This window comes from Prescottella soli, assembly GCF_040024445.1.
GTDB lineage: Bacteria > Actinomycetota > Actinomycetes > Mycobacteriales > Mycobacteriaceae > Prescottella > Prescottella soli.
The window spans coordinates 3610021-3630507 of record NZ_CP157276.1 but is presented as its reverse complement, the minus strand read 5'-3'; the positions used below and the strand labels follow the sequence as shown (position 1 = coordinate 3630507).

Annotated in this window: 18 protein-coding genes; 10 read left to right on the top strand and 8 right to left on the bottom strand. The window is 66.0% G+C overall.

Going from position 1 to position 20487, the window contains the following annotated elements; all coding sequences use genetic code 11:
• Window positions 1-86: 86 nt before the first annotated feature.
• The 3 genes from hypB to ABI214_RS16880 form a co-directional block, all read right to left on the bottom strand.
• Complete coding sequence (gene hypB / locus ABI214_RS16890; protein WP_348603670.1) at window positions 87-911, bottom strand: hydrogenase nickel incorporation protein HypB; 825 nt, start codon at window positions 909-911, stop codon at window positions 87-89.
• 3 nt (window positions 912-914) lie between these two features.
• Entirely contained in the window at window positions 915-1244 is a 330-nt protein-coding gene (locus tag ABI214_RS16885; protein WP_348603669.1) for a hydrogenase maturation nickel metallochaperone HypA, read from the bottom strand.
• An 86-nt stretch (window positions 1245-1330) separates the two neighbouring features.
• Window positions 1331-1684 carry an ArsR/SmtB family transcription factor gene (locus ABI214_RS16880; protein ID WP_348603668.1) on the bottom strand — a complete coding sequence of 118 codons (354 nt, stop codon included), beginning with the start codon at window positions 1682-1684 and terminating at the stop codon, window positions 1331-1333.
• 82 nt (window positions 1685-1766) lie between these two features.
• On the opposite strand from ABI214_RS16880, the gene ABI214_RS16875 reads away from it, so the two are divergent.
• Window positions 1767-2555 carry an alpha/beta fold hydrolase gene (locus ABI214_RS16875; protein ID WP_348603667.1) on the top strand — a complete coding sequence of 263 codons (789 nt, stop codon included), beginning with the start codon at window positions 1767-1769 and terminating at the stop codon, window positions 2553-2555.
• A 6-nt stretch (window positions 2556-2561) separates the two neighbouring features.
• Here the strand turns inward: ABI214_RS16875 and hutC are convergent, their stop codons facing one another.
• Both hutC and ABI214_RS25510 read right to left on the bottom strand, forming a co-directional pair.
• Window positions 2562-3317: a histidine utilization repressor gene (hutC, locus tag ABI214_RS16870; RefSeq protein ID WP_348603666.1), complete on the bottom strand. Its 756-nt coding sequence runs from the start codon at window positions 3315-3317 to the stop codon at window positions 2562-2564.
• 58 nt (window positions 3318-3375) lie between these two features.
• The gene (locus tag ABI214_RS25510) at window positions 3376-3537 is read right to left on the bottom strand and encodes an NAD-glutamate dehydrogenase domain-containing protein (RefSeq protein WP_431357163.1); all 162 of its coding nucleotides are present in this window, start codon (window positions 3535-3537) and stop codon (window positions 3376-3378) included.
• Window positions 3538-3909: 372 nt separating this feature from the next.
• Between ABI214_RS25510 and ABI214_RS16865 the strand changes: the two genes are divergently transcribed.
• From ABI214_RS16865 to ABI214_RS16850, 4 genes are all read left to right on the top strand, one after another.
• Window positions 3910-4521 carry a HalD/BesD family halogenase gene (locus ABI214_RS16865; protein WP_348603665.1) on the top strand — a complete coding sequence of 204 codons (612 nt, stop codon included), beginning with the start codon at window positions 3910-3912 and terminating at the stop codon, window positions 4519-4521.
• A gap of 1325 nt (window positions 4522-5846) precedes the next feature.
• Window positions 5847-7292 (top strand): aromatic amino acid ammonia-lyase, encoded by a 1446-nt coding sequence (locus ABI214_RS16860; protein WP_348603664.1) that lies wholly within the window; start codon window positions 5847-5849, stop codon window positions 7290-7292.
• A 1-nt stretch (window position 7293) separates the two neighbouring features.
• Window positions 7294-8622 (top strand): MFS transporter, encoded by a 1329-nt coding sequence (locus ABI214_RS16855; RefSeq protein WP_348603663.1) that lies wholly within the window; start codon window positions 7294-7296, stop codon window positions 8620-8622.
• Window positions 8623-8736: 114 nt separating this feature from the next.
• Entirely contained in the window at window positions 8737-9660 is a 924-nt protein-coding gene (locus ABI214_RS16850) for a LysR family transcriptional regulator (protein WP_348603662.1), read from the top strand.
• Between the two features lie 16 nt (window positions 9661-9676).
• Here ABI214_RS16850 and ABI214_RS16845 read toward each other — a convergent pair whose 3' ends face one another.
• The 3 genes from ABI214_RS16845 to ABI214_RS16835 all read right to left on the bottom strand — a co-directional run bounded on the left by ABI214_RS16845 (window position 9677) and on the right by ABI214_RS16835 (window position 14905).
• Complete coding sequence (locus tag ABI214_RS16845; RefSeq protein ID WP_348603661.1) at window positions 9677-10306, bottom strand: MBL fold metallo-hydrolase; 630 nt, start codon at window positions 10304-10306, stop codon at window positions 9677-9679.
• A gap of 223 nt (window positions 10307-10529) precedes the next feature.
• Window positions 10530-11357, bottom strand: coding sequence for an HpcH/HpaI aldolase/citrate lyase family protein (locus tag ABI214_RS16840; RefSeq protein ID WP_348603660.1), 828 nt, complete (start codon window positions 11355-11357; stop codon window positions 10530-10532).
• Window positions 11358-11497: 140 nt separating this feature from the next.
• Window positions 11498-14905 carry an NAD-glutamate dehydrogenase domain-containing protein gene (locus ABI214_RS16835; protein ID WP_348603659.1) on the bottom strand — a complete coding sequence of 1136 codons (3408 nt, stop codon included), beginning with the start codon at window positions 14903-14905 and terminating at the stop codon, window positions 11498-11500.
• A 263-nt stretch (window positions 14906-15168) separates the two neighbouring features.
• Between ABI214_RS16835 and hutU the strand changes: the two genes are divergently transcribed.
• From hutU to ABI214_RS16810, 5 genes are all read left to right on the top strand, one after another.
• Window positions 15169-16845: a urocanate hydratase gene (gene hutU / locus ABI214_RS16830; RefSeq protein ID WP_348603652.1), complete on the top strand. Its 1677-nt coding sequence runs from the start codon at window positions 15169-15171 to the stop codon at window positions 16843-16845.
• Window positions 16846-17579: 734 nt separating this feature from the next.
• Entirely contained in the window at window positions 17580-18455 is an 876-nt protein-coding gene (locus ABI214_RS16825) for an HpcH/HpaI aldolase/citrate lyase family protein (RefSeq protein ID WP_348603658.1), read from the top strand.
• Window positions 18456-18458: 3 nt separating this feature from the next.
• Window positions 18459-18785: a hypothetical protein gene (locus ABI214_RS16820; RefSeq protein WP_348603657.1), complete on the top strand. Its 327-nt coding sequence runs from the start codon at window positions 18459-18461 to the stop codon at window positions 18783-18785.
• Window positions 18786-18882: 97 nt separating this feature from the next.
• Window positions 18883-19353: an acyl-CoA thioesterase gene (locus ABI214_RS16815; RefSeq protein WP_348611695.1), complete on the top strand. Its 471-nt coding sequence runs from the start codon at window positions 18883-18885 to the stop codon at window positions 19351-19353.
• 115 nt (window positions 19354-19468) lie between these two features.
• On the top strand, window positions 19469-20320 hold the full coding sequence (locus ABI214_RS16810) for a TetR/AcrR family transcriptional regulator (RefSeq protein ID WP_348603656.1): 852 nt from the start codon (window positions 19469-19471) through the stop codon (window positions 20318-20320).
• Window positions 20321-20487 lie beyond the last annotated feature (167 nt).

Genomic DNA, 20487 nt, shown 5'->3' with positions numbered 1-20487 from the left:
CGTCACCGGAGTCGACCCTCGGCCCACTTGCGTGACGCCCACCACAATTAAGGCGCGGCAGCGGTGGATCTGTCAACGCCGGATGATCATCCCGCGCGACGTTCGGCGACCCACCGATACCACTCCTCGATCCCCTCCCCGCTGGTCGCGGACAGATTGATCACTCGCACATCAGGATTCACCGACCGCGCGTTGCGCTCACACGCTTCGGTATCGAATTCGACATAAGGGAGGAGGTCGGTCTTGTTGACGATCACCAGATCGGCCACCGCGAAGATGTGCGGGTACTTGAGCGGCTTGTCGTCCCCCTCGGTCACGGAGATGAGGACAACCTTGCCTTGCTCGCCGAGGTCGAACAGCGCAGGGCACACGAGGTTTCCGACATTCTCCACGAACACCAGCGAGTCGTTCGCGGGAGTCAACGCATCGAGCGCACCCCGCATCATCTCGGCGTCGAGATGACACCCGGACCCCGTATTGACCTGCACCACATCGCATCCCGTCGATCGGATCCGATCGGCGTCGAGCAGCGTCTCCTGGTCCCCCTCGATCACCGATATCGGACTCGATGCCTGCAGATCCCGCACGGTGCGCTCGAGCAGCGTCGTCTTGCCCGATCCGGGCGAGCTCATCAGGTTGATCGCCCGCACCCCCCGTTCGGTGAGCCACGAGCGGTTCGCCGCCGCCAACCGATCGTTCTTGTCCAAGATCTTCTGCTCGAGTGTGACGGTCTCCGTCGCGGCGGGCACGTGACTGTGCGGGCCCCCGTGTTCATGGCCGTGCCCGTGGCCGTGACCATGGCCGTGTGTGTGTTCGTGCTGGTGTTCGTGCTGAGAGGCGCCGTCCGCCGGAATCGTGATCCGAGTCCCGGCCGGCTCGTCGACCTTGCCGCATCCACACGTCGCGCACATCGCTCAACCCACTTCCATCGACATGATCCGTAGTTCACGACCCGAGAGGATCTCGACGTCGGCGCTGCCGCACGGACACAGCAACACCAGGTCGTGCAGGGGAAAGTCCGCACCGCAGTCGCGGCAGTGCGCGCGGCCGGGCGGCTCCTCGATGTCGAGCCGGGCGCCCTCCGCGACGGTGCCCTCCGTGACGAGTTCGAAGCAGAACTGCATCGCATCGGGGACCACCGCGCACAGCCGACCCACCTGCAGTCGGATGCTGTGGACGCTGCGCCCGGCGGCGCGTTCACACACCGCGTCGACAACACTCTGAGTGATCGCCATTTCGTGCATCACGTGAGTCCGTTCGGACGGAAGGCTGTCGGATCACACGATAGGACGCCCCGGCAACGGGGAACAGGGGATTCGGCGAAGTGCCGTCAGCTCGCGTCGTGCTCGTGGAAGTGGGTCGCGCCGATCGTGTGCAACAGGTCGTGCACGGTGTCGTCGACCAGGCGGTAGCGCACGGTACGGCCCGACCGCTCGGCCTCCACCCATCCCTGCTGCCGCAGCAGCCGCAGCGCGTGCGACACCGCGGTCCCGGTCATCCCGAGCGCCGCCGCCAGGTCGGTGACGCAGATGCCGGGCGCGTGATGCAGGCACAGCAGCAACCGCAGGCGATTGGGGTCCGACAGCAACTCGAAGCGGCCCGCCCACGCCCTGATGTCGGGCGCCACGAGCGCCTGCGCGGCTCGGCGCACGTGGTCCGGGTCGATCGCCGGATTCGGGGGCACGGCACCAGTTTAGGTCCAGGTCCGGTTCCGAACCCGCCGAATCGGGCCCCGCCGCCGTGCGTCCTACCGTGTAGGGGTGGTCATGCAGCAGGCAATCAATCCCGTCGACGGCGTCGGCATCGCGTATCGGGTGATCGGCGACGGCCCGCCGCTGGTCCTCGCGCACGGGACCGCGCTGTCGAGTGCGATCTGGCGGGCGTTCGGCTACGTCAAGGCGCTGCGCGACGAGTTCCAGCTGATCCTGCCCGACATGCGCGGTCACGGCCGCAGCGACACCCCGCACGACCCGGCGTCCTACGCGATGGACCTCGTCGTCGGCGACATCCTCGCGATGCTCGACGACCTGGGTCACGAGCGCGCCCACTACCTGGGCTACTCGTTCGGGGGCCGCGTCGGGCTCTCGCTCGCGGTCGCGGCCCCGGAGCGCCTGCGCACCCTCACCGTCGGTGGCGGCAGCAGCCGCCCGCAGGCCGGTTCCTTCGACAAGCTGTTCTTCCCGGGCTGCATCGACGTCCTCGACCACGAGGGCATGACGGCGTTCCTCGACCAGTGGAACGCGCACCGCTCGTGGCCACTGGACCCGGCGACGCGGGCGGCGTTCGACGCCAACGACACGCGCGCTCTCGTCGCCTACCTGCGCCGGTCCGAAGAGGAGCCCGGCGTGCCCGACGCAGCCCTCACCGCCCTGGACGTCCCGGCGATGCTGTTCGTCGGGTCCGAGGACCGGCCCAGGTTCTCGGACACTCAGAAACTGGCATCCCTGATTCCGGGTTCGCGACTCGCCGTCATCCCCGGTTTCGACCACGCCACGACCGTCGCGGCATCACCCGAAGTGCTCGCGGTGGTGAGGCCGTTCCTCGAGGAGCACTGAGCGGACTCAGCGATTGAACGCACCCTCGAGGCGGTTGCGGGATCCCGGGTGGATCAGGCGCGCCGCACTCACCAACCCGTGCTCGGACCAGGTCCGGCGTCGGATCAGAAGGCACGGTTCGCCGCGGTCGATCCGGAGCAGGCGGCATTCCTCCGCGCTGGCGAGGACGGCCTCGACGACGTGCTCACCGCGCACGAGGGGCGCGACGCGACTGAGGTAGTCGTTCGGTGTGATCTTGGTGAAGTCCTGGTCGAGGTAGTCGGGCGCCTCGGACGGATTCACCAGACGATCCTCCACCTGAATCGGCGTGTCGTCCTCGTAGTGCACGAGCACCGAGTGAAACACCCTGGCACCGAGCGCATCCCGGAGGAACACCTGCGAGTGGTCGGTCTCCTCCTCCCGGACGAAGACGACCTCGGTGCGGTGCCGGTGACCACGCTCCTGGATCTCGTCGGCGATGTTCTTGACCTCGAACAGCGGAGACGGGGTCTTGGTGCTGGCGACGAACGTGCCGATACCCATCATCCGCACGATCAGGCCGTCACTCGTCAGCTCACGCAGCGCGCGGTTGATCGTCATCCGGGACAGGCCCAGCGCGTTTACGAACTGGTTCTCGGACGGCAACTGATCACCCTCGGACCAACGGCCCGAACGGATCTGCTCCGCGACCAGCTTCTTGACCCGTTCGTACGCGGGCACGGACTCGCCGCCGGCCTCGCCGAACAGCGCGGCGAGTTCCGCGTCGACGTCAACCACTGCCATCCGCTGCCCCTGTTCCTCGAAATCCTGCCGCTCCGATGGTCGACTCGGCCCACGAAGTCTACCGACCGGTGACCTCGGCCCCGACGGCGAGCGGTCGCTGATCAGGATCGAGGAGGACGTGTCGGTGAACGAACGCCCCGACAAGCCGAATGTACTTGCTGCACAACATTCCGTCATCGAGGACGTGGCCGCTCATGTCACCGATGCCGACCGGCCGCACCACCTGACGACCTGCCCCCGCGAATCAGCCGGTGCGTCGAGGCATTCCAGGCCATAAGCACAAATGATGACCTCCATTACCAATGCGAGCTTGCTGCGGGTGACGCGCACCACTCAGCATGGATTGCGCATGATCCGTACGAAAGGCAGATGAATGACTTCAGAGCTGGCGGCGGTCGCCGTCGATGCGACCGCAATTGCAGAGATTATCGACCTGGATCGGTATCCGATCCATCGCCTGGATTCCGAGGAAGGTCGCCGACTGGTCGAGCGCTGTCGAAAAGATTTGCGGACTCGTGGCGCATGCCAGCTTCACGGATTCATTCGACCGAAGGCTGTCGAAATCCTGGTCGCCGAGTCGCTGGAAAAGGCCGTGCACGCCTACCGGACCGACGACACACACAATGTGTACTTCGAGGAGATCCCCGAGGACGCAGCGGCGGACGACCCGCGAGGAATGCTCCAGCACTCCGCGAAACTCACGATCGCGTGGGACGAGATCGCCGAGGAATCCGCCCTGCGAACGGTCTACAACTGGGATCCGCTGACCGATTTCATCGGACAGGCGTTGGAAATGCCCAGCTTCTACCGCTACGACGATGCGCTGGGTGCGTGCTCTGTGGCCCTGTTCGAGCAGGGCGACGAACTGGGCTGGCATTTCGACCGATCCCACTTCGCGGTGACCCTGATGCTCCAGCCCACCGACGAGGGCGGGGAGTACGAGTACTTCCACATGCTCCGATCCCCCGGGTCGGAGAACCACGAGGAGGTGGCGGCGCGGCTGAACGGGTCTCGATCCGGCGTGATCACCTTGCAGAACGAACCGGGCACCCTCAGCTTCTTCCGCGGTCGGTACTCCATGCACCGCGTCACCCCGGTGGCCGGCGAGAAGACCCGCGTCAATGCCGTCCTCGCCTACTCCGAAAAGCCCGACGACAAGATGAACAGCATCACCCAGAAGCTCTTCTACGGACGCACGACGTAGCTGCACGACGGCGCCGGGGCCGGAGGCATTCCGGCGCCGTCGACCCGAACATATTGCGGGTCAACGACATTCCCCCAGTCACTTCGCGCAGGAGGCGCCCCAAACCCGGCACCACACCGACGAGGGAGGACTCCGACTCCGCGCCGTCGAGGAACATGTTCTCGAGCAAGATCGTGGGCTAACTCGATCGGCTGCCGACGCACTCTGCTCCGCCGTCGCCAGACGGGCTGCAGGCGATGAGCAGGCGGTCGGCTGTATCGTTCACAGCGACCGCGGATCGCAATCGTTCCCGCAGGTTCGTCCAAGCGTCGGGTAGACAGGCACGGTCGGATCGCCGGGGCGGGTAGGCGCCCGCGGTGACAACGCCGCCATGGAATCGTTCTTCGCACTCGTGCCGGAAGAACGTTCTCGACCGCCGCCCCTGGACCACCCGCGACCCGCTTCGGATCGCGATCGTCACCTGGGCCGAACGGGCCTACCAGCGACGCCCCACCAGGCCCGGCACGTTGACCCCGTCGAATACGAGACCAGCATGACCACACCAGCCACTCGGGCTGCGCGACCGAACCGGCCACCCCATCGTGCAGCCGTCCCGGTCGACTCCGTGCCGCCACCGGATACCGACCGGTACCCCGCTCGAAGCCGGGTCCACCCGGGAAGCGGGCCTAGCTGCGCCGAAGGCCGGTCGGGAGCCGCGCTCCTTGACGCCAGCTTGTATAGACCGGAATATACAAGCCGCACTCATGGAACGTGAGCCAACGCGCAACAGCTACGGACACCGGAAGCGGACGACAACGAAGTCGCTCGACAGCCGCGTACCGCAGCAGCGCCCTCACCGCCCGATCACTAGGAGCACCCGATGGACATCACCTCACCCGGCAGCGAGGCCCGCCCGATCAGCGCCCCCGCGTCGCCGAGCGTGCTCCGATCCCGGAATCGGGGAGCCACGAGGTGGTGGCGGAGCGATTGAACGGGTCTCGAACCGGCGCGATCACCCCGCAGAACGAACCGGCCCCCTCGGCTTCTTCCATGATCGGGACCCCGAGCATCACGTCACTCCGGTGGCAGGCGAGAAGGCGCAAGCCAATACAGTTCTCGCCTGTTCCGAAAAGCCGGACGACAAGCTGAACGACATCAACCAAAAGCTTTTCTACGGACGCACAACGTAATTGCGCGACAGCGCAATGGCCCGGAGCATGCCGGCGAGTCGGGCAACCATGGCTCCGGCCCCTTCATTTCTCGTCGACATGATCGCGCCGAAGTCTGCAGTACTTCTGAATTGATCAAGTCGGCATGACGAACACAGACGACAAAGGGAATTTCCAGTGCACGACACCAATGCAGGCCAAAACTTGACCGGAAAAGATCTGACAGCTCTCGCGGCGAATTCCATGAGCCCGTTCGAGTTGGATGCGGCCTCCCTGGATCTCATGGAACGGTCGTGGAAGACGGCGACGAGTGCAGCCGGACGTCGGCAGGTCTACGGCCGGACGACCGGAGTCGGAGCCAACCGAGAGGTGCAGATCGATCAAGCCCTCGAACAGGATCTCCGGCTGCTGCGCAGTCACGCGACCGGTGCCGGGCCTTATCTCTCCCATGACACCGTCCGCGCTGCGATGATCGTGCGGCTGAACCAGTTGCTGGCCGGCGGCTCGGGCATGCACCCGGACATCGTCGAGGCGATCTCGAAGTCGCTCAGCCACGACGACCTGCCGCGGGTACACGCTTCAAGCGCCATCGGAACCGCGGATCTCAGTCAGTTCGCCGAGATCGCGCTGGGCCTCATGGGCGAGGCCGACCTCGAGAGCGGTCGACGGGACCCGCTCTGGCGCCCCCACCCCGGCGATGCGCTGGCGCTCATCTCGACAAATGCCATGGGCGTCGCCCGCGGTATCGCCGCCTGCCAGGCGATGGAGCGCTACATCGCGCACTACGAGGCTGTCGCCGCGTTGTCGCTGATCGCGACTCGCGGCTCGACCGAGGCGTTCGACGAGTTCGTCCATGCGTCGCGCCCGCAACCACACCAGGCGTCGACGGCGGCAAGGATCCGGTCTCTCGTCAGGGACCACCAGTGGACCCCACGGCGGGTGCAGGATTCGTACGGGTTCCGGGCTCTACCGCAGGTTCTCGGCCCCGCACAACACGCCCTCGAATCCTATTCGGCTGCACTGGATATCGAGTTGAACTCGGCAGCCGAGAACCCGGTGGTCAGTGTCGATCGAGACGATGTCTTCCACAACGCGAACTTCCATGCGCAGGCCCTCGCCCTCGCATGCGACCACACCAAACTCGCCCTCTTCGGCGTCGCGAATCTGTCGATTCGGCGACTGGCGAACCTCACCGAGCCCTCGTTCACGGGCCTGGATCCGTTCCTGGCGGTCGGGCCGGCCGGTAGCAGCGGGGTCATGTTGCTCGAGTACATCGCGGCGGCATCCCTGGCGAGGTCTCGGAACTCGGCGGCCCCGGCGACCCTCGGGACCGTCACCATCTCACGCGGAACCGAGGATCACGCGAGCTTCCACTCGCAAGCTGTCGAGCAAATGCAGGACTGCATTCAGTCTGCAAACGAGATGCTCGGGTGCGAACTCGTCGCCGCGGTGCGGGCACTTCGAATCCTCGATGTTTCGCTCGACCCGGAAACTCCGCTCGGTGCTTACCTCCAGAGAGTTTCGAGCGTTCTCGATCCGAACAGCCTCGACCGTCCACTCACCCAGGACCTCGAGAGCGCGGTCGACTTCCTGACCCAGTCTCATGGACTGAAAGGCATTTGATATGTCCGAAAACTCAGTGATCACCGAGCCCAGCGACACGCCCGCCCAACCAACCGCGCTCGACCAAATTCCGTTCAGCCGATTTCACGCCAAGATCACCGCGATGACACTCGGCGCCAATTTCTCCGACGGCTACACGCTCGGAATCATCGGCGCGATCCTGCCCACCATCAGCACGCAAATGGGACTCTCCTCCTTCTGGGAAGGGATGATCGCCAGCTCCGCCCTGATCGGCCTGTTCCTCGGAAGCATGATCCTGGGAAGAGTCGGAGACATCATCGGGCGGCAACGCCTCTACGTGCTCAACTTCGTGCTGATCGCAGCGGTGTCGCTGATGCAGCTGTGGACTCCCAACGTGCTGGTGCTGTTCGTCCTGCGCGTTCTCATCGGCTTCGGACTGGGCGCCGACTATGCAGTCGGGCCCACCCTGATGTCGGAGTTCGCGCCGCGCAAGCAGCGCGGGGCCATGCTCGCGTCGCTCACCGTCGCTTGGACCGTCGGCTACGTCGCCGCCAATGTGATCGCCACCTACCTCAACACCGGCGACGACTCGTGGCGCTGGCTCCTGGCCAGCGGCGCGATCCCCGCAGTGATCGTGCTGGTCGTCCGCATCGGCACACCCGAATCGCCCGGATGGCTGATCAGCAAGGGACGGGTCGACGAAGCACGCGCGATCGTCCGCCGCTGCTTCGGAGTGGAACTGGATACCACCACAGTCGCGCAGCAAGAGGAATTCACCGCGTACAAGGAACTCTTCAGCCCGACCTACCGGAAGCGCACCTGGTTCGCCGTTCTCTTCTACAGCGCACTGGTGCTCCCCTACTTCGCGATCTACACGTTCGTTCCCACGATCCTGTCGGGGCTCAATGTCGCGGACGCCGATCTCCAGTACCTGATCCTCAACATCTTCCTCCTCATCGGAGGCATCGCCGGAATCTGGTTCGTCGCCAAGATGCCGCGGCGCTCGTTCACCATTTGGTCCTTCGGTGTCCTCGCCGTCTCGCTCGTGGCACTGGGTGCGCTGAGCGAGATGTCGGTCATCGCGATGATGATTCCGTTCGTCATCTACACATTCGTGATGTCGGCCGCGTCGAACATCACGCAGGTGTATCCCGCCGAGCTGTTCCCCACGAGCCTCAGGGCCTCCGGCGTCGGATTGGCCAACGGGCTCAGCCGAATCGCCTCGGCCGCCGGCACCTTCCTCCTCCCTGTCAGCCTGACGAGCTGGGGAATCTCCGCCACGATGTACTGGCTCGCCGGGGTACTGCTGCTCGGCATGCTGATCTCCATCCGATGGGCACCCGAGACCAAATCACAGCACCTGGTTTGACCGCTGGGAAATGAGATTACTGTTGCCGCACTCCGCGATCCGCGCGGAGTGCGGCAACTGTCATTGACGGAAAGTCAGTCCAGTGCAGAAATTCGCGTCGAAGGGAATCGATTCATGAACAGGCCGCCGTGGACGTCGATCGAATTTCGACACTTCCTCGCGTTGGCCGAAGTGAATCGGACGGGTTCGTTCACGGCCGCCGCCAACGCCCTCGGGTACACCCAATCCGCGATCAGTCAGCAGATAAAGAAGCTCGAGTCCGTGGTGGGGCGGCGTCTGGTCGATCGTCCCACGACCACCCTCCATTCGGTCACGTTGACCGACGAGGGAAAGATCCTGTTGGAACACGCGAAAGCGATCCAGGCGCGGCTCGACACGGCGTGGGCCGATCTCAACGCGTCGGCCGAGGGCGCCGTCGGAACGCTGCGAGTCGGTAGTTACGAGAGCGTCGGCACCAAAATCCTTCCGCACACTCTGAAGCTGTTCAAGAAGGACTGGCCCCGGATAGACGTCGTGCTCGAGGAGCACGACGACGACGAGATCCTCCTCCAGCGGGTCGAGGGCGGCGAGTTGGATCTGACCTTCATGGTCTTTCCCCTGACGCCGGGTCCATTCGAATCCGCTGAGCTGCTTGTCGATCCGTACGTTCTCGTGATGCCCGAGGACTCGTCGGTCGTGACCGGGGACGTCCCGATGCAACTCGACCGGGTATCCGACCTTCCCCTGATCGCGTATGGAAAGCTGCGCGGGATCCATGACATCGCCGCGCGGCTCGGACGCCCCAGTCTGGACGATCAAGTCGTCTTCCGCAGCAACGACAACGGCACGATCATGGGCATGGTCGCGGAGGGCTTGGGCGCGGCAGTCATGCCGCGACTGTCAGTGGACGCCAACCACTCCGGATTCCGGATGGTCGACTTGGACCGGGTGAGTCCCAGGATCATCGGGATCGCCTGGCATCGAGGTCGGCGGATCACCGCCGCCATGCAGTCGTTCATCTCGGCGGCACAGAGCAGCGCGGGTCTGCTCGCAACGTAGGGTTCCCGGCCCGATTTCATGCACTCCGCTCGGCGAATCGATCTGCCGGTGAATGCAATGCGTGGCCGAGCGCGAAACGGTCACCGTGCCCGGGGTGGACACGCGTGTCGTACGGAAGGCTCCGGAGGGCTTCGTGAACCAGGGTGGGGACTCGACGCTGCCCTCGCCCGTCGGCCGGCCGGCGCCTCTCCAGAGCATCACCGGAGAGCAGGGCGCCCAGACGGGCAACGTACAGGGACACCGCCCCGGCCGTAGGGGAAGGGGTGTGCACCACCTGGATCTCTTCGCCGGCCACCGCAATACGCTGTCCGTCGTCGAGTCGCCAGTAGCGGTGGTCGCCGTGGAACCCCTGCCACAGAACGTCGTCGGCCGGATGCAACAGAACCGGGGCGTACAAGCCGCACGCCACATCGACCGCCGCGGCGAAGTGGGAACTGCTCCCGTGCGTGCAGATCACCGCGACCACCGATCGGTCACCCACGGCAGCAGCGATCTCCTCGGGACCACCGGCCGCATCGACGACGACGACGTCCGTATCATCGCCCACCAGCCAACAATTCGTTGCGGCCGACTTCGCGGGAGTGATTCGGCACCGCTCCGACAACCCGGTGACGACAACCTGCTCGACCCGAAATGTACCGCTCATCGAACCTCATGCGTAGTGTCCGCCAACTCGTCTCGAGGACGAACGTTCACGTGCGCCTCTCACTACGAGGCTAGTCAGGCGCGGACAATGCGGGGACTGGTCGAGCGGAGAGGCGGACCTGGCCGAACGGGCAGGCGGGCAGGAGAGGACGCGGATACGCGTTCGTCCCCGTTCCGGGTCTGGAACGGGGACGAACACGGTTGTGCGCCTTGTTATCGGCTCACTACACCCCGGCCCCTTCGAGGATGTCGATGCGGTACTTCCGGGCGCGGTCGAGGATCGCCTCGGCCGCGCGCAGACGGGGAAGATAGCTTCCGTCGATGCTGTCGGTGCGGTTGGCGAGGAGTTCCCTGGCGCGCTGCACTTCTTCCGTGCTGGGCGCAAACTCGGTGTTGATCATCCGAATGTGGTCCGGCTTCACACAGAGCATGCCGCCCATCCCATTTGCCACGGACCGGCGGCAGTAGCTACGAAGCCCGTCCGTGTCCGATGCGAGGGACGGCCCGTCGATCGGCGCGGGGAGTCCGGCCGATCGACTGGCCAGAACGAGGTGCGACCGCGCCCCCATGACCGTGGCGGAGTCGTCCGTCGCCGCCGTGTCGTGGCGGAAGTCGCCGCTGCCGAACGCCAAGCGGGTCAACGCGTTCGCACGCGCGATCGATACCGCGTTCAGAACCCCTGTCGCGGACTCGATCAGGGCGATCACACCTCCGGCGAAGTCGCCGAGCCCGGCCGCGGTCGCGTCGATCTCGGCCGGGTCCTCGGCCTTCGCCAGTACGACCCCGAGAATCCCCGGGCAGTGGGCCGCGAAGTCGAGGTCGAGTTGCCAATCCGCGGTGGCAGCCGGATTCACCCGGATCCAGGCCTTCCCACCATTTGATGCCCAGTTGTGGATCTCGTCGCGAGCACGTGGCCTGTCCTCGGGAACGACACCGTCCTCGAGATCGAAGACGAGAGCATCAGGGCCATCCCCTGGAACCCTCGCTTCGAGTTCGTGCGTGCGCGTTCCTGGCACCAGCAGCCACGAACGCGCGTCGCGTGGAGCAACCACTCCGGCGGACCCGATGGTATTGCGGGAATTCACAGTAGTGATGACCTTTCCATTGTGGATAAGGGGCATGTCAGCCCGACCTGGGTGTCGATTTCATCGGTGGACGAACCGACGGGGAGATGTGGCAGCAGTCGATCAGCTCAACCGACCATCCGCCGCAGTTGGCGGGACGCGACAGACAGCGCCGCCAGGTCCCGTCGGCCGGACGCGGCGATCTCCGCGAGCGCCTCGCGAGCCCTGCGGAGACGGGACTCGTTGCGCTCCTGCCAATCCGTGATCATCCGTTCGGCGTCGTCACCGGGCAGCGCCTGCGCGAGGACGTCCAGGGTGAGGGCGCGCACGCTGTCGTACAGCTCGTCGCGCAGAGCCAGGCGCGCGAGCGCATCCCAGCGACCCTCCTTGGGCAGCTCGGAGACCCCGTTGAGCAGCGGGACGAGTCCCACCCGCTCGCACAGGTGGAAGTAGAGCTCACCGGCGACGGCCGTGTCGCACTCGGCCAACTCCGCGATCTCGACGACGTCGAGCAGACCGAACCGATCGAGCGCCAGTTCGACGTCCTGAACCAGGTCCTCGGGTGCGCCCCGCTCCGCGACCGCGCGCGTGCGGTCCCGGAGGTTGGTGCGGTCGGCGCCCACCAGCCACTCCTCGAGGTGCGCGGACGCGTCCTCGATCCGGTCCCGGAACCGCGCGATCTCCGCTCCCACCGCGAGCGGCTGCGGCCGACGGTGCAGCATCCAACGCGACGCCCGGTCGAGCAACCGCCGCGTCACCGAGACCAGTTCGTCGGCGACCGCGCTCGGAACATCGGCTGCCGCGATCTTCGACCACAGGTCGGGGAGCCCGAACACCTCGCTGACCACACTGAACGCCCGGACGGCGTCATCAGGAGTGGCGCCCGCCTCCTCTGCAAGGCGGAAGACGTAGCTGATGCTGCCACGGTCGACGACTCCGTTGGTCAACGCCGTCGCGACGATCTCGCGACGCAACGGATGCCGGTCGATGGCGTCGACGTGATCGCGCCGCAGGGGCTGCGGGAAGTACTCGCGCAGGATCGGCAGGAACACGTCGTGGTCGACGAGCTCGCCGGCCAGCAGAGCGCCCTTGAGCTCGAGCTTCACGTGCGCCATCAGCGTCGCCAGTTCCGGCGCCGACAGCCCCGCCCCGGACCGGCCCAGCGCCGCGATCGCCTTGCGATCGGGCAGCACCTCGAGCCGTCGGTCCAACGCTCCGGCCGCCTCGAGCGCTGCGATCTGGCGTCCGTGTACCTCCAGCATCGAGGGTGCGGCGGCGATCGCCGTGCCGATCAACTCGTTCTGGGAGACGTTGTTCGCCAACACCAGTGCGGAGACCTCGTCGGTCATCTCGGCCAGCAGGTGCGACCGCACCTCGGCATCGACGCTGCCGGCGCCGACCAGATCGTCGAGCAGGATCTTGATGTTGACCTCGTGGTCGGAGCAGTCCACACCGGCCGAGTTGTCGAGCGCGTCGGTGCCCACTCGGCCTCCCGTGCGGGCGAACTCGATCCGTGCCGCCTGCGTGAAGCCGAGGTTGCCGCCCTCGCCGACGACCCGCGCGCGCAGGTCGCATCCGTCCACGCGCACACCGTCGTTCGCCTTGTCCCCGGCGTCGGCGTGCGACTCGGTCGAGGACTTGACGTAGGTGCCGATGCCGCCGTTCCACAGCAGATCCACCGGTGCGCCGAGGATCGCCCGGATCAGTTCGGGCGGTGTCATTTCCGTGACGTCCGCGTCGAGACCGAGGACGCGGCGGACCGCATCGCTGATCGGGACGGACTTCGCGCCGCGTTCCCACACGCCGCCGCCGGGTCCGATGAGCGACCGGTCGTAGTCGGCCCACGAGGATCGCGGCAGCGCGAACAGCCGCTCCCGCTCCGCGTAGGACCGTTCGGGATCGGGCTCCGGATCGAGGAAGACGTGCCGGTGGTCGAAGGCCGCGACCAGTCGAATGTGCTTGCTGCACAGCATTCCGTTGCCGAAGACGTCGCCGCTCATGTCGCCGATGCCGACCGCCGTGAAGTCCTCTCGCTGGCAGTCGACCCCCAGCTCGCGGAAGCGCCGCTTCACGCTCTCCCACGCGCCGCGCGCAGTGATGCCCATCGCCTTGTGGTCGTACCCCACCGAACCGCCGGACGCGAAGGCGTCGCCCAGCCAGAAGTCGTACTCGGCCGCGACCGCGTTCGCGATGTCGGAGAACGAGGCGGTGCCCTTGTCGGCGGCCACCACGAGGTAGGTGTCGTCGCCGTCGTGGCGGACGATGCCCGGCGCCGGGACGACCGCGCCGGTGCGCCGGTCGATGTTGTCCGTGAGGTCGAGCAGTCCGCTGATGAACGTGCGGTAGCCGGCGACACCCGCGTCCCGCAGGGCCGCGCGGTCGGACTCGGCATTTCCGGTCGGCGCGGGCGGACGGCGCAGCACGAAGCCGCCCTTGGCACCGACCGGCACGATCACCGCGTTCTTGACCGCCTGGGCCTTGACCAGGCCCAGCACCTCGGTGCGGAAGTCCTCCCGGCGATCCGACCAGCGCAGCCCGCCACGGGCCACCGAGCCGAACCGCATGTGCACACCCGCGACGGTCGGCGAGTACACGAAGATCTCGTGCCGCGGGCGGGGCTCGGGCAGCTCGCCGATGCTGCGCGAATCGAGTTTCAGCGCAAGGGAATCGCGTGCGGGGGTGACGAAGTGGTTCGTGCGCACGGTGTTGCGGACGGCGCTGAGGAGGGCACGGAAGATCCGGTCCTCGTCGAGTCCGGACACCTGCTCGATCGACGCCGACACCCTCGTGGCCGCCGTCTCGCCGCCGTCGCCCGGCGCCACGGACGGATCGAATCGCGCCGTGAAGCACTCGACGAGGCCGGCCGCGATCAGCGGGTAGCGGCACATCACATCGGCGACATACGCACTGCTGTAGGGCAATCCACCCTGCCGCAGGAACTCGGCGTACGCGCGCAACACTGTGACGTCGCGCCACTGCAGCCCCGCCCGGGCCACCAGCTCGCCCAGTCGGTCCGCCTCGGCGGCACCCACCCACAGCGCCTCGACCGCCGCGCCGAAGCGGCGCGCGAAGTCGTCGAACCCGTCCTCCGGGGCGATCGGGTACCGGACGGTGAACTCGTACACCCAGCACGGCAGGTCCGCCGGGGAGACCAACGCGTAGGGACGTTCGTCGAGGACCTCGACTCCCAGGCTCTGCAGCAGCGGCATGAGATCCCCGAGCGACGCGGGTCGCCCGCCCACGTACAGGGACAGACGGTGGGTGCCGCGGGCCGTCACGTCGGGGACGATCCGGACGCCGACGCCCCCGTCGACGAGCCCCGTCAGGATGTCGAGGTCGATGCGGGCACGCTCGGGGGTGATGTCCTGCTTGTACCCGGCGGGGAGGCCGGAGACGAATCGTGCGAGACGCTCACGCGTCGCGGGGTCCGCATCGGCGAGCACGCGCTCGTCCCAACTGCGGAAGACTCGGGCGAGAGCGTCGTCGATCTCGCTGGGGTTCGGCATCGGATCGGTCTGGGTGGAGACGGTGTTCATCTGGGAACCTTCCGCCGGGTGCCACGCTGCACCCGACTGGTCGTCGTGTCCGTATCAACTGGTCGGTTTTCTCGTGACGAGGGGCCGTACCGCGGCACGTCCCTTGACACGAACTTGTATAGACAGGAATATACAAGTCATAGTTGCAGAACGTGAGCCAGCGCACAACACCTACGACAGACCGGATGCGGACGACAACGGAGTCGCTCGACAGCCGCAAATCGCAGCAGTGCCCTCACCGCCCGATCGCTAGGAGTTACCCGATGGACATCACCTCACCCGGCCACGAGGCCCGCCCGGTCAGCGCCCCGCGCGGCTCCGAGCTGAACACCCTCGGGTGGCAGCAGGAGGGCGCGCTGCGCATGCTCATGAACAACCTCGATCCCGAGGTTGCCGAGCACCCGGACAACCTGGTGGTCTACGGCGGCACCGGCCGCGCCGCCCGCAGCTGGGCCGCGTTCGACGCCATGGTCGCCACCCTCAAGACGCTGAAGAACGACGAGACCATGCTGGTGCAGTCCGGCAAGCCGGTCGGCGTCTTCCGCACCAACGAGTGGGCGCCGCGCGTGCTCCTCGCCAACTCCAACCTCGTCGGCGACTGGGCCAACTGGGAGCAGTTCCGCAAGCTCGAGGCCGAGGGCCTGATGATGTACGGCCAGATGACCGCCGGGTCCTGGATCTACATCGGCACCCAGGGCATCCTCCAGGGCACCTACGAGACCTTCGGCGCGATCGCCCGCAAGCGCTTCGACGGCACCCTGGCCGGCACCATCACCCTCACCGCCGGCATGGGCGGCATGGGCGGCGCGCAGCCCCTCGCGGTCACCATGAACGACGGCGTCGCGATCTGCGTCGACTGCGACGTCACCCGCATCGACCGCCGCATCGCCCACAAGTACCTCGACACCAAGGCCGACAGCATCGAGCACGCGCTGCAGCTGGCGACCGAGGCCCGCGACGCCCGCAAGCCGCTGTCGATCGGCCTGGTCGGCAACGCCGCCGAGATCTTCCCGGCCCTGCTGGAGATGGACGCCCCGATCGACATCGTCACCGACCAGACGTCGGCGCACGACCCGCTGTCCTACCTGCCGCTCGGCGTCGACTTCGCCGACATGAAGGCGATGGCCGAGAAGGACCCGGCCCAGTTCACCGAGGACTCCCGCAAGTCGATGGCCGCGCACGTCGAGGCGATGGTCGGCTTCATGGACAAGGGCGCCGAGGTCTTCGACTACGGCAACTCCATCCGCGACGAGGCCCGCAAGGCCGGCTACGACCGCGCGTTCGCGTTCCCCGGCTTCGTCCCGGCCTACATCCGTCCGCTGTTCGAGGAGGGCCTCGGCCCGTTCCGCTGGGCCGCGCTCTCGGGCGACCCGAAGGACATCGCCGCGACCGACAAGGCGATCCTCGAGCTGTTCCCGGAGAACGAGCACCTCAAGCGCTGGATCGAGATGGCCGGCGAGAAGGTCGCCTTCGAGGGCCTGCCCGCCCGCATCTGCTGGCTCGGCTACGGCGAGCGCCACAAGGCCGGCCTGAAGTTCAACGAGATGGTCGCCAACGGCGAGCTGTCCGCCCCGATCGCGATCGGCCGTGACCACCTCGACTCCGGCTCCGTCGCCTCGCCGTACCGCGAGACCGAGTCCATGAAGGACGGCTCGGACGCGATCGCCGACTGGCCGCTGCTCAACGCCCTCGTCAACACCGCGTCCGGCGCCTCCTGGGTGTCGATCCACCACGGCGGCGGCGTCGGCATGGGCCGCTCGATCCACGCCGGTCAGGTGTGCATCGCCGACGGCACCGAGCTGGCCGCGAAGAAGATCGAAGCCGTGCTCACCAACGACCCGGGCATGGGCGTCATCCGCCACGCGGACGCCGGCTACGAGCACGCCATCGACACCGCCCGCGAGCGCGGCGTGCGCATCCCGATGTCCGAGAACAACTGACGCGCGAGCGGCCAAGCTGCTTCCCCCTCTGCCGGGCCGACCGTGACCGGTCGGCCCGGTGCCCGGTTCACGGCAAGCCACGAGCCGCGCTGCTTCTTCAGCCCGCCTGGGTAGCGAATCAAAGTCTGGGCAACGAGCGCGTTCACCCGATCAGAACCCGTCGTCGAGCATGACCGCCATCCCGGCGGGCTGAAGGTCCGGCTGTCACAGACGATTCCGCAGCCTGCCATCGAGAGCCCACCCTCGTCCGAGCACCTGCTCTGACACCAGGCCATCCCCTCTAAGTCGATCGCCGCCACTCATCCACCGCATCGGCACTACTCAGGCTCCCCCGGGAACTTCCCGGCTCGGCGTGTGGTCACCGCCGAGCCGGGAATCCACCAGTCGCCCCGAAAACTCTTATCCGGGTACGTTCTCCGCCCGATGCTCGCGATCACGCCAAAAACCTCATCCATGCAGTCGAAAGCGAGACCATGACAGCACCTGGGATCTGACCATGAAATTCTCCATTCTCGTCCACGGCCACATCGATCACTTCCCGGCAGGACACACAGCATCCGTCGACGCCGCCGGAAACCTCAGTGTGTATGACGTCGACCGAAACGTCGTACATGCCTGCACCGCAGGAAGCTGGATCATCCTGCCCGACAGAACTGTTATGGCGAGAGCCTCCGTTACCACCAGATACCGATGACCTGGCTACCTCACACCGGAGCTAGAACGGTTTACACAGAATGCCCCGCCAACCTCCAATCACCCACCGCCACTTCCTCGATGCCTCCTACGCTCGATCATGGCTGCTCGTACCTGCTGATAAACCTGAGCGCTTCACCGAAGCCTTCGAGTCCGCTGCCGACGCCGTGATCCTGGATCTCGAAGACGCCGTCATCGCCTCCAAGAAGGACATAGCTCGTGCAGAACTGACACGGTGGACACGGTCCGGCGGCCGAGCATGGGTCCGCATCAACGACGCGACCACAGAGCACTGGCACAACGACCTCACAGCTATAGCAGCACTCGACAACATCGAAGGTGTGATGCTGGCGAAGACCGAAACAGCGGAACAAGTCGACGCAACCGCGCAGCGACTCAATCCCGGAACACGAATCATCGCACTGGTAGAGACCGCGGCCGGCATGGTCGCGGCCACCTCGATTGCTCAGTCCACAGCGATTTTCCGACTAGCATTCGGAAGTGGGGACTACCGCCGCGACACAGGCATGGGTGAATCACCGCTCGCCATGGCGTACCCGCGATCGCATCTGACGGCTGCCAGCCGCGCAGCAGGACTTCCCGGACCGATCGACGGGCCAACCGTTTCATTCATGCAGTCCGTTCTTGAAGACGAGACCCTGACTGCTGCTTCACTCGGAGCGACAGGCCGGATATGTATGCGGCCCGAGCAGGCTTCGGCGGTGAACAAGATCCTCTCGCCCACCGACCACGATGCGTGCTGGGCTCGCAAGGTCATCGACACGCTCGGCGAGGACGGTGCACGCGTCAGCGACGGCAGTGACCTGCCGCGTCTAGCTCGCACCCGGCGTATTACTCATCTGGACAAGCTTTTCTCCGCGCATGGTCTTCCCTCGATCCCGAAATCGACACCTTGAATCATGACGGCCGACACGAACGCGCGCCCTCGAATCTCCCGTGGCAGTGGTGACTTCAACATGCACGATCACAACTACAACTACATGGTTACGTTCGCCAAGAAGCGGCGCCATTGGGGCGGCGGCTCCGGCAAAGACATTCTGACGGAATTCGGTCTCTCACAGTCCGAGTACTTTCGCCAACTGCAGAGCCTGCTCGATCAGCGTATCGGCGCCGCCGCCGATCTTCCCGAGGGCCTCCGTGAAGAACTCACAGCTATCTGTCAACAGCGGCTGGGTCGTCTGTCAGTTCCGACAGCAAACCGGCCATCTCCCACGCAAGCAACGTAGCACCGAATCTGATTGCGGAAGGACAACAATGCCGACCTCCACCGAAAGTGATTACCCCCCAATTGGGTTCACCAAATGTGAGGGCGAGCAGAAGGCGATGTCAGATCAGCGCCCCGCATCCTTGTCGATGACCGTCCTCATGACCCCCGACATGAGCAATTTCGCCGGCAACGTCCACGGTGGCAGCATTCTCAAGCTGCTCGACCAAGTCGCCTATGCGTGCGCCAGCCGGTACGCGGGTACCTACGTGGTCACCATCTCCGTCGACCGGGTCTTGTTCCACCAACCCATTCATGTCGGAGAACTGGTGACTTTCTTTGCCTCGGTGAACTACACCGGACACACCTCGATGGAGATTGGCATCCGAGTCGAAACCGAGAACGTCCGCGATGGAGAACGCCGCCACACCAACAGTTCCTACATCACCATGGTCGCCGTCGACGACACTGGAAAGTCCTGCGCTGTACCACCTCTCGAACCATCGGACGCGGTCGCACGCGCAAGATTCGACGCTGCACGCCGCCGACGGCGCGCGTTCCGGGAAGCGGCGGAAGCCACGACACACTGATCGGTCCCACGATCAGTTCCGGAACACCAACCGCGATGCGGCGTGCGAATGTTGTCACCTGTCCGCGAGTTCTGCTGTCTGTACATCCGGTACGGCGACTCGCTAACCTGCCGCCATGAATGTGGAGGCAGGACTGCGCCAGCGGGTCCGGCAACTGGTCGACCGCTCACCGGGAACGCAGGCGGACTTCGCTGCTGCCGTCGGGCTGGACCAAGTCAAGCTGTCCAAGTCACTCAACGGAAGTCGCCAGTTCCGTCCCGTGGAGGTGATGCGCATCGCCACCTGGTGCGACGTCTCGGTGGCTTGGCTTGTCTACGGAACCGACGACCCGGTACCCGGTACCGCCGAGGACGAAGCACGGGTCACCGGGACGGTGCGTGATCGGATCATGGACGCGGCATGGGATGTGCTCATCCGGCACGGCTACGTCAACGCCCGGGTCGTCGACGTGGCCGAACGCGCACGCGTCAGCATAGGCACCGTCGAATCTCACTTCCTGACTCGCGACGAGCTGCTCCATCTGGCCATGCACCGCAAGTTCAGCGAGAACTTCGCCGAACAACGGGCGACACTGCTCCGGATCAGCTCGCCGCGCGACCGGCTGCTGCGACTGGTGGACCTACAGCTGCCCGACACCGCTTCCCCGACCGATGACTGGGGCGGCTGGTTGCAGATGTGGAGCTGGGGCCACAGCCATCGACGGTTCAACAAGCTCCACTGCGACCTGGTCGCCCGGTGGAATGCCTTCATCGAGGAGCTACTGCGCGAGGGGCAGGCGCGCGGTGACTTCCGGAAGCTCGACGCCGGTGACGTCACCGCCCAGTTGACCGCAATGATCGACGGGCTGGGGCTGCAGGTCCTGATCGGAGTGCCTGGCGCGACGAACGAGTCCATGCGCCGCCAACTGCACCTCTTCGCCGAACAGACGGTCTTCTCGCCGCGGCGTCCCGCCGGGGAGTTGCCGTAATCGCAACCAGATTCCGGGAGCTGGGAGCAGGCAACGAAGGTGAACACGGTCGGCGGGAGGACGGCCGTTTCCGAAATCGCCACAGCCATGGGCATGTGATCGACGTCGCCGTACGTTTCGAGGCGCTTCGTCGTACCTGACGGATCCCGTGCGCCGGAGCCCCGGCC